The organism is Frankiales bacterium, from assembly GCA_016125335.1.
GTDB lineage: Bacteria > Actinomycetota > Actinomycetes > S36-B12 > CAIYMF01 > Longivirga.
Genome location: WGLY01000017.1, coordinates 134701 through 146692, shown reverse-complemented (window position 1 = coordinate 146692; position 11992 = coordinate 134701). Strand labels below are relative to the sequence as shown.

General features: G+C 76.4%; 12 protein-coding genes and 1 pseudogene. 4 read left to right on the top strand and 9 right to left on the bottom strand.

From position 1 onward, the window contains the following. Positions 1–50 precede the first annotated feature (50 nt). Entirely contained in the window at positions 51–554 is a 504-nt protein-coding gene (locus tag GC157_10525; GenBank protein ID MBI1377900.1) for a DUF4446 family protein, read from the top strand. After that, positions 554–1468 carry a prephenate dehydratase gene (gene pheA / locus GC157_10520; GenBank protein ID MBI1377899.1) on the top strand — a complete coding sequence of 305 codons (915 nt, stop codon included), beginning with the start codon at positions 554–556 and terminating at the stop codon, positions 1466–1468. Before GC157_10525 ends, pheA begins: the two co-directional genes overlap by 1 nt. Positions 1469–1480: 12 nt before the next feature. Here pheA and GC157_10515 read toward each other — a convergent pair whose 3' ends face one another. From GC157_10515 to GC157_10485, 7 genes are all read right to left on the bottom strand, one after another. Beyond that, a complete protein-coding gene (locus tag GC157_10515; GenBank protein ID MBI1377898.1) occupies positions 1481–3667 on the bottom strand; it encodes a heavy metal translocating P-type ATPase in 2187 nt (728 codons plus the stop codon). 50 nt (positions 3668–3717) lie between these two features. Next, positions 3718–3927, bottom strand: coding sequence for a cation-transporting ATPase (locus GC157_10510; GenBank protein MBI1377897.1), 210 nt, complete (start codon positions 3925–3927; stop codon positions 3718–3720). Between the two features lie 46 nt (positions 3928–3973). Then, positions 3974–4258, bottom strand: coding sequence for a metal-sensing transcriptional repressor (locus tag GC157_10505; protein ID MBI1377896.1), 285 nt, complete (start codon positions 4256–4258; stop codon positions 3974–3976). Positions 4259–4410: 152 nt separating this feature from the next. Continuing rightward, positions 4411–5031, bottom strand: a complete 621-nt coding sequence (locus GC157_10500) for a hypothetical protein (protein ID MBI1377895.1) — start codon at positions 5029–5031, stop codon at positions 4411–4413. Positions 5032–5322: 291 nt separating this feature from the next. Then, positions 5323–6168: an HAD-IIB family hydrolase gene (locus GC157_10495; GenBank protein MBI1377894.1), complete on the bottom strand. Its 846-nt coding sequence runs from the start codon at positions 6166–6168 to the stop codon at positions 5323–5325. Between the two features lie 115 nt (positions 6169–6283). After that, entirely contained in the window at positions 6284–7807 is a 1524-nt protein-coding gene (locus GC157_10490) for an amidase (GenBank protein MBI1377893.1), read from the bottom strand. A 33-nt stretch (positions 7808–7840) separates the two neighbouring features. Continuing rightward, the gene (locus GC157_10485) at positions 7841–8410 is read right to left on the bottom strand and encodes a GNAT family N-acetyltransferase (GenBank protein ID MBI1377892.1); all 570 of its coding nucleotides are present in this window, start codon (positions 8408–8410) and stop codon (positions 7841–7843) included. Positions 8411–8518: 108 nt separating this feature from the next. Between GC157_10485 and GC157_10480 the strand changes: the two genes are divergently transcribed. Next, positions 8519–8812 carry a hypothetical protein gene (locus GC157_10480; GenBank protein MBI1377891.1) on the top strand — a complete coding sequence of 98 codons (294 nt, stop codon included), beginning with the start codon at positions 8519–8521 and terminating at the stop codon, positions 8810–8812. A gap of 132 nt (positions 8813–8944) precedes the next feature. After that, positions 8945–9067 (top strand): annotated as a pseudogene (locus GC157_10475) (DUF2510 domain-containing protein). Positions 9068–10027: 960 nt separating this feature from the next. Here the strand turns inward: GC157_10475 and serS are convergent. Next, entirely contained in the window at positions 10028–11341 is a 1314-nt protein-coding gene (gene serS / locus GC157_10470; protein MBI1377890.1) for a serine--tRNA ligase, read from the bottom strand. 56 nt (positions 11342–11397) lie between these two features. Further along, positions 11398–11976 (bottom strand): DUF2587 domain-containing protein, encoded by a 579-nt coding sequence (locus tag GC157_10465; GenBank protein ID MBI1377889.1) that lies wholly within the window; start codon positions 11974–11976, stop codon positions 11398–11400. Between the last annotated feature and the right edge of the window lie 16 nt (positions 11977–11992).

Sequence of the window (11992 nt, the reverse complement as noted above, 5' to 3'; positions counted from 1 at the left end):
GGCGGGGCCGGGGACCAGTGCGCACGAGTCGCACACTAACGGCCACTAACCTGTCCCGCGTGTCCCTCGACCCCTCCGTGCGCGACGTGCTCGTGCTCGTCGCCACCGGCGTCTCCGTGCTCGCGTTCGTGCTCGCCCTGGTGGCGCTGCTCTCCCAGCGCCGGACTCGGCGCGACCTGACGATCCTTCAGGCCGACGGGGACGCGCCCACCTTCGTCGCGGCGGTCGCCCGCAAGTCCGAGCAGGTGCGCGCGCTGCGGGCCGAGGTCGACGACCTCGCCGCCCTGCTGGCGCGCACGCGCACCGAGCTGTCCGATGCGCTGCGCCACGTGAGCGTCGTGCGCTACGACGCCTTCGGCGACATGGGAGGCCGGCTGTCGTTCTCGGCCGCGATGCTCGACGACGGCGGCGACGGGCTCGTGCTCACCGCGATCCACGGGCGGTCGGAGACCCGGTCCTACATCAAGGGCGTCAAGGGCGGCAGCAGCGAGTCGTCCCTCTCGCCCGAGGAGCAGCAGGCGGTCGCCTACGCGATGCGCGGGGTCGCCTCGTGATGACGATCGCCTACCTCGGCCCGCGCGGGACCTTCACCGAGGAGGCGCTGCGCTCGATGCCGGTCAGCGCCGACGCCGACCTGCGCCCGCTGCCGAGCGCGTCGTCGGTGCTCGACGCCGTGCGCGACGGCGACGTCGACCTCGCGCTCGTTGCGATCGAGAACTCGGTCGAGGGGGGCGTCACCGGCACGCTCGACGAGCTCGCGGCCGGCGAGCCGCTGGTGATCGTGGACGAGGTCGTCCTGCGCGTGCGCTTCGCCCTCATGGCGCGGCCGGGCACGGACCTCGCGTCCGTACGCCGGGTCGCCACGCACCCGGTCGCCGCGGCGCAGTGCCGGGCGTGGGTGGCCGCCCACCTGCCGGGCGCCGAGGTGCTGCCGGAGGCGTCGAACGCCGCGGGCGCCGCGGCGGTGGCGGCCGGCACGTACGACGCCGCGATCGCCCCGGCGCTGGCCGCGGACGTCTACGGGCTCGAGGTGCTCGCCGCCGACGTGGGCGACAACGACGAGGCGTGGACGCGGTTCGTGCTGCTCGCCCGCCCGGGCGCGCTGCCCGCGCCCACGGGCGCGGACAAGACCACGCTCTACCTCTTCATGCGCGAGGACCACCCGGGCGCCCTCATGGAGATCCTCACGGAGTTCTCCGTGCGCGGGGTCAACCTGACCCGGATCGAGTCGCGGCCCACGCGCAAGGCGCTCGGCGACTATTACTTCTCGGTCGACTGCGAGGGGCACGTGGCCGACGCCCGGGTGGGCGAGGCGCTCGCCGGGCTGCACCGCGTGTGCGCGCACGTGCGGTTCCTCGGCAGCTACCCGCGCCACGACGGCAAGGCGCCGCTCGTGCGCCCCGGCGTCACCGACGACGACTACGCCGAGGCGCTGGCCTGGCTCGCGTCGATCCGCGGCCGCGCCTGACCGGTCGCCAGGTCAGCGGAAGCGGCGCAGCCGCAGGCTGTTGCCCACCACGCACACGCTCGACATCGCCATCGCGATGCCGGCGACCATCGGGGTGAGCAGGCCGGCGGCCGCGAGCGGGATCGCGGCGACGTTGTAGCCGAAGGCCCAGCCGAGGTTCTGCTTGATCGTGCGCAGCGTGGCGCGCGAGAGGCGCACGGCGTCGCCGGCGGTGCGCAGGTCGTCGCGCAGCAGCGTGATGTCGGCCGCCTCGATGGCGACGTCGGTGCCGCCGCCCATGGCGATCCCGAGGTCGGCCCCGGCCAGCGCGGCGGCGTCGTTGATGCCGTCGCCCACCACCGCGACGGTGCGCCCGGACCCGCGCAGGCGGGCCACCTCGGCCACCTTGTCCTCGGGCCGGGCGTCGGCGAGCACGCGCTCGATGCCCACGGCGCCCGCCACCGCGAGCGCCACGGGCTCGGCGTCACCCGTCACCATCACGGGCTCGAGGCCCAGCGCGCGCAGGGCGGCCACGGCCTCGCGGCTCGTGGGTCGCACCTCGTCGGCCACCGCGAGCACCGCGCGCGGGGCGCCGTCGACGACGACGGCCACCACGGTGCGGCCCTGCTGGGTCCAGCGGTCCGCCGCCGCGCCGAGCTCGCCGCGCAGCCCGGCCCAGGACGGCCGGCCCACGCGCACCTCGTGCCCCTCGACCCGGCCCACCACGCCCGAGCCGCGCACCGCGTCGTGCGACGCGACCTGCGGCGCGGGCCCGAGCGCGGCGGCGTGGTCGGCCACGGCGCGGGCGACGGGGTGCGTGGAGAACGACTCGAGGGCGCCGGCCAGGCGCACGGCGTCGTCGTCGCCGAGCCGCTCGACCACGGTCATGACGCCGCTGGTGAGGGTGCCGGTCTTGTCCAGCACGACGGTATCGACGCGGCGGGTCGACTCGAGCACCTCGGGACCGCGCACCAGGATGCCCAGCCCGGCGCCCCGGCCGGTGCCGACGAGCAGCGCCGTGGGCGTGGCCAGGCCCAGGGCGCACGGGCAGGCGATGACCAGGACGGCGACGGCCGCCGTGAAGCCCTGCTGCCAGCCGGTGGTGAGCCCCCACCCGAGCAGGGTCAGCAGCGCCAGGCCGATCACCACGGGCACGAACACCGCGGACACCCGGTCGGCCAGCCGCTGCACGGGCGCCTTGCCGCTCTGGGCCGCGGCGACGAGGGCGGCGATGCGGGCCAGGGCGGTGTCCGCGCCCACCCGGGTGGCGCGCACCACGAGCAGGCCGTCCTGCACCACGGTGCCGCCGGACACCTCGGAGCCGGGGGCGACCTCCACCGGGACGGACTCGCCGGTGAGCATGCTCGCGTCGACGGCCGAGGCCCCCTCGACGACGACGCCGTCCGCCGCGATGCGCTCGCCGGGGCGCACGACCACGAGGTCGTCGACGGCGACGTGGCCGGCCGGGATCTCGGTCTCGACGCCGTCGCGGCGCACCCGGGCGGTGCGGGGCGCGAGGTCGAGCAGGGCGCGCAGCGCGGCGCCCGAGCGGCGCTTGGCCCGGTGCTCGAGCCAGCGCCCGAGCAGCAGGAACGTGACGACGACCGAGGCCGACTCGAAGTACAGGTCCGGCCGGCCGCCGGTGGCGGCGTCCGCCATGGGCAGCCACGAGAACTGCATCGTGGCGCCGAGCTCGCCGGCGCTGGTGAACAGCACCGCCACGGCCGACCACAGGTACGCGGCGGAGACGCCGAGCGAGACCAGGGTGTCCATCGTGGTGGTGCCGTGCCGGGCGTTGGTCCACGCGGCGCGGTGGAACGGTGCCCCGCCCCACACCACCACGACCGTGGACAGCGCGAAGGCCAGCCACTGCCAGCCGGTCACCTGGAGCGCCGGGACCATGGACAGCAGCACCACGGGCACGGTCAGCGCGAGGCCGACGCGCCAGCGCAGGCCGAGCCGGTCGGGGTCGTCGTCCTCGTCCTCGGCGTCCGGCGGCCGTACGCCGTAGCCCGCGGCCTCGACCACGGCGACGAGCTCGGTGAGGTCGACCCCCTCGGGCGCCTGCACGTGCGCCGTCTCGGTGGCGTAGTTCACCGTCGCGACGACGCCGGGCACCTTGTTGAGCTTCTTCTCGATGCGGGCGGCGCACGACGCGCACGTCATCCCCGTGACCTGGAGGTCGATCGGGGTGGCGACGGGGGTGAAGGCGGTGCGCATGGTGCTCCCTCGGGTCGCGCGGCGGCAAGGCGTCGCGCCGTGCGGGCGGGTCAGGCGGTGACGAGGGTGTAGCCGGCCTCGTCGACGGCCGCGCGCACGGCGTCCTCGGACGGGGCCTCGGCCGACTCGACGGTGACCCGGCCGGACTCGAGGTCGACCTCCACGCCGGAGACGCCGGGGATGGCCGACACCTCCTCGGTGACGGCGTGCACGCAGTGGCCGCAGGTCATGCCCTGGACGGTCCAGACGGTGGTGGTCATGCTCGCTCTCCTCGTGCGGTGATCCGGTTCTCGGTGTGGCGGGCGGTCAGGAGCGGACGAGCCGCGCGATCGCGGCCGAGGCCTCGGCGAGCTTCTCGTCGGCCTCCGGGCCGCCCTTGGCCGCGGCATCGCGGACGCAGTGGTCGAGGTGGTCCTCGAGCAGCAGCAGCGCGACGTTCTCCAGCGCGCGGGTCGCCGCGGACACCTGGGTGAGCACGTCGATGCAGTAGGTGTCCTCGTCCACCATGCGCGCGATGCCGCGCACCTGCCCCTCGATGCGGCGCAGACGGGCGAGGACGGCGTCCTTGTCGGCGCTGTAGCCGTGGCTCATGGCTGCTCCTGGGTGAGGTGTCGTCCTGACGCCTGCCAAGGTACCCCTAGGGGGTACGGGTGTCGACGTGACGTCGCTCACGCCCACCGCCGTGGCGGGACGCGACGGAGCCCGGCCCCCACGAGGGGGGCCGGGCTCCGGGTGGCGCGAGGTCAGACCAGGCGGCCGGCACCGCTGTAGCGCGAGCCGTACCAGCCCGAGAACACGCGGTCGATCTTGACGCCGGTGCGCGGGTTGGTGGCGCTGATCATCCGGCCGTGGCCGATGTAGATGCCCACGTGGTGCGCCCCGTGGCGGAAGAAGAACACGAGGTCGCCGGGGTGCAGGTTGCGGCGCGAGACGTGCCGCATGACGCCGTACTGGGCCCGCGAGTAGTGGGGCAGCGAACGGCCGGTGGTGTGCTTCACGACGTACATCGCGAGGCCCGAGCAGTCGAAGCGCGTGGGGCCGGCGGCGCCGGCGACGTAGCGCATGCCGAGCCGCGTGCGGGCGATGTGCACGGCCTTGCCGCGCACCGCGGCACGGTGCGCGGCGGCCGCGCGCATCCGGGCGCGGTTGGCGGTGATCCGCGCGCGCAGGGCGGCGGCAGCGGCGGCCTTGGCGGACGTCGTGGTGGTCGTGGCCGCGGTGGTGGTGCTCACGGCGGTCGTGACCGACGCGGGCGCGATGGTGGCGGCCTGGGCGGGGACCGAGGTCCCGAGGATGCCGGCGCCGAGGGCGCCGGTCAGCAGCAACGAGGCCGGGAGGACCCGGCGTCGGGTTGCGGGCAGCACGAAACGGACTCCTCTCAACGCCGACCGGGTGAGCTGACGGGCTCGGGCCAAGAGGTGCCCTACGCCGCACGGGTGCGGCGATTCGCCCCAGGAGAGTGGGTCCCCGGCTCGCGGCGCCTGACGGCCCCGCGATTGAGCGCGTCGCCCGTGCACGGCGGTCCCGTGCGGACGCGAGCGACGCAGGACGGTAGGCAGGACCCCCTGTAACCGGTCACATCGGACGTCCGCTCAGGGGACGGCTCGCGGGCGGATGTGGCGCGGCTCACACCCCCCGCGCACGGGGGCCGCCGGTCAGCCGCGGGCGGCGAGCACGGCGTCGAGGAACTGCGCGACGCCGTCGTCGGACGGGCCGGGGAGCACGGCGTCGGCCACCTCGAGCACGCGCGGGTGCGCGCCCGCGACCCCCAGCCCCACCCCGGCCCAGCGCAGCATGGGGACGTCGTTGGGCATGTCCCCGGCGGCGGCGACGTCAGCCGCGGCCAGGCCCAGGCCCGCGGCGTGCTCGGCCAGGGCGGCGCCCTTGTCGACGCCGAGCGCGCTCATCTCCAGCAGCACGTCGGCGGAGTTGGAGTGGGTGACCGCGACGAGGTGCTCGACGTGCTCGAGCGCGTGGTCGAGCAGGCTGTCGGCGTCGTGGCCGGTGCCGGCGGCCCGGGCGAGCAGCTTCACCACGCGGTGCCCGGCGGTCACCGCACGGATGTCCGCGCCGACCACCGCGCCGGCCGCGGTCACGCGGGGCACGTAGGCGGTCTCGTGCGCGAAGTCGGTGTCGCGGGCGACCGCCCCGCTGCCCTCCTCCACCCACTCCGCCGCGAAGCCGACGCCGGGCAGCTGCGCGCGCAGGGTGCGCACGACCTCGTCGATCACCTCGGGGTCGATCGGGTGGCTGCGCAGGATCTCGTGGGTCTCGAGGTCGAGCACCACGCCGCCGTTGGCGCAGATCGCCGCGCCGCCGTGCCCGGTGGCCGCCGCGACGACGGGCAGCCAGCGCGGCGGCCGGCCCGTGACGAACACGAGGGGGAAGCCGGCCGCGCGGGCCCGGGCGAAGACCTCCACCGTCGTGGCCGAGACCGAGCCGTCCGGGCGCAGCAGGGTGCCGTCGAGGTCGGTGGCCAGCAGCCGGACGCCGGCGGCCAGCGCCTGCCACGAGGTGCCCGCGCGCTCGGTCCCGCTCGCCGCTCCGGTCACCGCGCCATCCTCCCCCAGCACCGCTCGCGCGCCCGCGGCGGGAGCGGACGGCCCAGGGGGCGGGTCACCCCCGCGAGGGGGCGGCCCAGGCGGGCCGCAGGGCCGCGCCCAGCGCGAGCAGGCCCTCCACGGCGTGGCCCGCGGCGAGCAGCCGGGCCTCGCTGCCCGGCCGTCCCACGAGCACGAGGCCCACGGGCAGCCCGGCGACGAGCCCCATGGGCACGCACAGCACCGGCCAGCCCGCGATCGAGGGGGCGGCGCTGGCCAGCCCGCCGCCGAGGAAGTGGTCGCCGGCGAGCAGGTCGCTCTTCCAGGCCGGCGCGTACGCCGGTGCCACCAGGAACTCCGGCGCGTCCGGCCCCTCGAGGGCCGGGCCGAGGTTCTCGTCGATCGCCCACGCCAGGCACCGGGTGCGGGCCTCGGCGTACGCCGGGTCCTCGCGGCCCTGGGAGGACGCCGCCATCTCGAGGAACTCCTGGCCGAAGTGCGCGAGCTCGTGCTCGGCGTGCTCGCGGTTGAAGGCGATGAGCTCCTCGACCGAGGCGGGGCCGGGGCCGCCGCGGGAGGCGAGGTAGACGTCGAGGTCCTCGCGCAGCTCGCACACCAGCACGGTCAGCTCGGCCGCGCCCGTGCCGGCCACCGGCGTCACGTCGGCCTCGCCCACCTGCGCGCCGGCGGCGCGCAGGCGCTCGACGACGTCGGCGAACAGCGCGTCGGTGCCGGGGTGGCCCGACAGCCAGCCGGAGCCGGCGCCGAGGCGCAGGCCGTCGACGGCGAGCGTGCCCGGGGCGCCGGCGTAGGAGGCGTCGCCGGTCATGGCCGAGAGAAGCAGGGCGGCGTCGGCGACGGTGCGCGCCATCGGGCCCGGCGCGTCCTGGCTGGCCGCGAGCGGCACGACGCCGGTGGTGGGCACGAGGCCCACGCCGGGCTTGAGCCCCACGCAGCCGTTGAGCGAGCTCGGGCAGGTGATCGAGCCGTCGGTCTCCGTGCCCACGGCCAGCGGGGCCAGCCCGGCCGCGACCGCGGCGCCCGAGCCTGACGACGACCCCCCGGCGCTGCGGTCCAGGCGCCAGGGGTTGCCGGTGAGGCCGCCCACCGCCGACCAGCCGCTGGTGGAGTGCGGCGAGCGCATGTTGGCCCACTCCGACAGGTTGGTGGCGCCGAGCACGACGAGACCGGCTGCGCGCATCGAGGCGACGAGGTCCGCGTCGCGCTCCACCGGCCGCCCGGCCAGCGCCAGCGAGCCGGCCGACCCGGGCAGCCCGAGCGCCTCGATGTTGTCCTTGATGAGCACCGGCACGCCGTGCAGCGGGCCGCGCACCTGCCCCGCGGCGCGCTCGGCGTCGAGCGCCGCGGCCTGCTCCTCGGCGTCGGCGGCCAGGGCCAGCACGCTGCGCAGCTGGGGCCCGGCGTCGTCCACGGCGGCGATGCGCTCGCGCAGCGCGCGGACGACCTCGACCGAGGTGGTGCGCCCGGCGGCGAGGTCCGCGGCGAGGTCGGCGGCGGAGGTGGCGGCCAGCCCCGCCGTGGCGGGGTGCGGGTCGGTGGTCACGTGCGGAGACTCCCAGCACGGGCGCGGTGCCGCCACCCCGTGCCGTCGGGACGGTGCCGCGACGCGGTCTCAGGGGTGGCGGGCGAGGAACTCCTGCGCCCCGATCTCGTAGACGAGCTCCAGCCCGTCCTCCGGGTCGTCCTGCTCGCCGACGTGGCGCAGGCCCGCCCCCTCGATCAGCCGGATCGACGCCGTGTTCCCGGGCGAGACGGTGGCGCGCAGCACCCGCACGTCCGGGCGCGCGGCGGCCGCGCGCCACAGGGTGAGCGCCATCTCGCGGGCGTAGCCCTGCCGTCGGTGCGCCGGGCGCACCCGGTACCCGATCTCCACCATCCCGGCCTCGTCCGGGGGCCCGTGGAAGTTCGCCAGCCCCACCACCTCGCCGGTCTCGCGCAGCACCGCGACCCGGATCAGCCACGGGTTGACCGACGGGTCGGCCCGCACCTGCGCCACGCGGTAGCGCAGCGGCGAGTCGTCGGGGGAGAGCACGTCCTCGGGGTCGGTGAACCCGAGGGGCACCGGGTCGTCCGCCGCGGCGCGGGCCAGGAGCGTGTCGACCGGGACGAGCACGAGGTCGAGCCGCGGCCCGGACAGCACGTCCGGGAGCGGTGCGGGCGAGGGGGGTTCGGCGGTCGTCACGGGGGCATCCTCGCGCCCTGCTCACGCTCCGTGCACGTGTCGCGCCTGCGCGCGGCGGGTTGCGCGGACCGGGCGTACCGTCGATCCCGAGCCGGAAGGAGACCCGCCATGAGCGCAGGCGAGCTGGTCACGAGGATGCTGCTGGGCATGCTCCTCGGAGCCGTGGTGGGCGTCCCGCTCGTGCTGTGGGCGCTCGTGGTCGCCAACCTCGTGCGCGGAGGCGGCCGGTCCCTGCGCCGCCGGGCCCGCGCCCGCCGGGTCCGCTCCGGGTCGCAGGCCCCGGCCGGCGCCCTCGTCGACCTCACCGACCTCGGCTCCGTGCTCCCCGGCGCACCCCTCGACGAGCAGCCGGCCGCCGTCATCCGCGCCGTGGCCGCGCGGGTCTTCGACTCCTCGCGCTGAGCCGCCGGCGCCCCTCGACCCGGCCGACCCGGCCACCCGTCCCCCCGGACGGGTGGCCCGCGCGCCATCGCCCCTGGGTTACGGTCGTCGGGCGACCACCGGACGGGCGAGGGCGACAGGGGGCGGCGACACGTGACGGACGAGGGCACCCCGGCGCCGCCGGGGTGGTACGTCGACGCCGCCGGCGCGACCCGCTGGTGGGACGGCGTCTCCTGGACCGACCATGTGGCCCCGGCCGGCGGCGGACCCGCCGTCAGCCCGCCCGCGACCTGGGGCGGATCGGCCTGGACCGAGGACCCGGCCGCGACCGCCTGGCCCGCGGCCCCGCAGGACGCGCCGGCCCGGTCGGACGCCCGGCGCGGCCCGCGCAGCGGCGCGGTCGTCCTGCTCGTGCTCGGCGGCCTGGCCCTCGTGGCGCTCGCCGTGGTGGCCGTGGGGCTGCTGCGCGGCGGCGGCAGCACGCCGGCCACGGCGTCGCTGCCCACCACCACCACGCCCCCGGCCGCGGTGCCGGGTGCCGGCGACCCGACGGCACCGTCGGCGAGCGCGTCACCGACCGGCGGGCACCGGGGCACCGCCGTCACGAGCGCCACGCAGGGCACGGTGGTGTTCTCGGACGACTTCTCCTCCGCCGGGTCGGGCTGGCCCACCCGCACGCTGCCCTCGGGCACGACCTTCGCCTACCAGCACGGCCGCTACGTCGTGGTCGCCAAGGGGGCGCTGCACCACTACGCCTACGCGCCCTACCAGGACCCGGTCGTCCACATGAGCGTGACCGCTCACTACGTCCTGGACCCGTCCGCGTCCGGGCAGTCCGGCGTCGGCGTCACGTGCGACCAGGGCAGCGGCGCGCAGGCGCTGCTCTACGAGTTCGTCGTCTTCCCCGGGCACCGGTGGTTCATCGAGCAGGTGCGGGGCTCCATCGCCACCGGCAGCACGCCGCGGGTGCTGGCGCAGGGCACGACGTCGGCGCCCCGGGGACGCCTCACGGTGACCGGCACCTGCGTCACCCGGCCGGACGGCAAGGCCACAGCGCTCACGCTGTTCGTCAACGGGCACAAGGTGCGCTCGGTCACCTCGACCCGTCCCGCGCCCGCGGACGGCTGGCTGGGCGGGCTCGTGGTGGCCAGCACGGCCGGCGCGCCCCAGCGCGTGGCCGTCGACTCCGTCGTCCTGCGCGACACGGCGTCCTGACCGCGGCCGGGACGCCGGGCGTCACTGCGGCGCGAGCACCTCGCGGCCGCCGAGGTAGGGGCGCAGGGCGGCCGGCACCCGCACGGAGCCGTCGGCGAGCTGGTGGTTCTCCAGCAGCGCCACGATGGTCCGCGTGACCGCCACGAGCGTCCCGTTCAGCGTGGCGAGGGGCCTCACGCCCTCGCCGTCGCGCAGGCGGATGCGCAGCCGGCGGGCCTGGAACTGCGTGCAGTTCGAGGTGGAGGTCACCTCGCGGTAGTCGCCGTAGGACGGCACCCATGCCTCGATGTCGAACTTGCGGGCCGCCGACGCGCCGAGGTCGCCCGAGGCGACGTCGATGACGCGGTAGGGCAGCTCGAGGCTGTCGAGGAACTCGCGCTCGAACGCGAGCAGCCGCGCGTGCTCGGCGACGGCGTCCTGCGGCTCGCAGTAGGTGAACATCTCGACCTTGTCGAACCAGTGCACGCGCCAGATGCCGCGGGTGTCGCGCCCGCCCGAGCCGGCCTCGCGCCGGTAGCTCGGCGACCAGCCGACGTAGCGGCGCGGCAGGCTCGCGGCGTCGAGGATCTCGTCGGAGTGGTACGCCGCCAGCGGCACCTCGGCGGTGCCGACGAGGTACATGTCGTCGGCCTCGAGCCGGTAGACGTTCTCGGCGGCCTGGCCGAGGAAGCCGGTGCCCTCCATCGCGGGCGGCTTGACCAGCGCCGGCGGGATGACGGGCACGAACCCGTTGCCGGTGGCCAGCGCCACCGCGTGGTTGATGAGGGCGAGCTCGAGCAGGGCGCCCACGCCGGTGAGGTAGTAGAAGCGCGAGCCGGACACCTTGGCGCCGCGCTCGACGTCGATGGCGCCGAGCAGCTCGCCGATCTCGACGTGGTCGCGCGGGGCGAAGCCCTCGGCGGCGAAGTCGCGCGGCGTGCCGACGTGCTCGAGGACGGTGAAGTCGGCCTCGCCGCCCACCGGCGCCGCCGGGTCGACGAGGTTGGACAGCAGCGCGAGCAGCTCCTGCGTGCGGGCGTCGGCGTCGTCGCGCTCGGCCTCGGCCGCCTTGACGCGGTCGGCGAGCTCCGCGGCGCCGGCCATGAGCCCGTCGAGCTCGGCGGTGAGCGCGGCGCGCGCGTCGTCGTCCGCCTTCTTCAGCGCGCCCTGGACGGGCCCGATGCGGCGGCCGAGCTCCTTCTGCTCGGCGCGCAGGGCGCCGTAGGACACCTCGGCCGCGCGGCGCTGCTCGTCGGCGGCGAGGAGGCGGTCGACGACGGTCTCGTCCTCGCCGCGGGCGCGCTGCGAGGCGCGCACCTGGTCGGGGTCGTCCCGGATCACCTTGAGATCGATCACGGGACGAGCGTACGGGTCCGTGTCGCGCGTGTTCCGGCGCAGCCCGGGCGCGCGGGTCAGAGGTAGAGGCCGTTGCCCTCGTTGGGCGCCGGCACCCCCGGGACGCCGGAGTCGCCGCGGCCGGGTCCGGCGATGGCCCGACGGCGCATCTGCTCGAACTGGGCCTGCGCGGCCATCTGCTGGGCGAACAGCGCGGTCTGGATCCCGTGGAAGAGGCCCTCGAGCCAGCCGACGAGCTGCGCCTGCGCGATCCGCAGCTCGGCGTCGCTCGGGGTCGACTCCTCGGTGAACGGCAGCGAGAGGCGCTCGAGCTCCTCGACCAGCTCGGGCGCGAGGCCGTCCTCGAGCTCGGCGATCGAGCGGCGGTGGATCTCCTTGAGCCGGCTGCGCGAGGCCTCGTCGAGCGGCGCGGTGCGCACCTCCTCGAGGAGCTGCTTGATCATGCTGCCGATGCGCATGACCTTGGCCGGCTGCTCGACGAGGTCGGCCACCGAGCCCTCGCGCTCCTCCTCGGAGCCGGAGACCGGCACCGTGGCCACGGGCTGACCGTCCGCGCCCACGATGACGATGCGGGGCTGCTCGTCGTCCTGCGCGGGGCCCGCGTCGACGGTCGCGTCGTCCTGCCTGTCGGTCATGCGCCCATCCAACCAC

Excerpts from the sequence above, each read along its gene's own strand:
- GC157_10515 (MBI1377898.1), bottom strand. The coding sequence starts at position 3,667 with ATGCGCACCGCCTTCACCCCCGTCGCCACCCCGATCGACCTCCAGGTC.
- GC157_10510 (MBI1377897.1), bottom strand. The coding sequence starts at position 3,927 with ATGACCACCACCGTCTGGACCGTCCAGGGCATGACCTGCGGCCACTGC.
- GC157_10465 (MBI1377889.1), bottom strand. The coding sequence starts at position 11,976 with ATGACCGACAGGCAGGACGACGCGACCGTCGACGCGGGCCCCGCGCAG.
- pheA (MBI1377899.1), top strand. The coding sequence starts at position 554 with ATGACGATCGCCTACCTCGGCCCGCGCGGGACCTTCACCGAGGAGGCG.
- GC157_10505 (MBI1377896.1), bottom strand. The coding sequence starts at position 4,258 with ATGAGCCACGGCTACAGCGCCGACAAGGACGCCGTCCTCGCCCGTCTG.
- GC157_10480 (MBI1377891.1), top strand. The coding sequence starts at position 8,519 with ATGAGCGCAGGCGAGCTGGTCACGAGGATGCTGCTGGGCATGCTCCTC.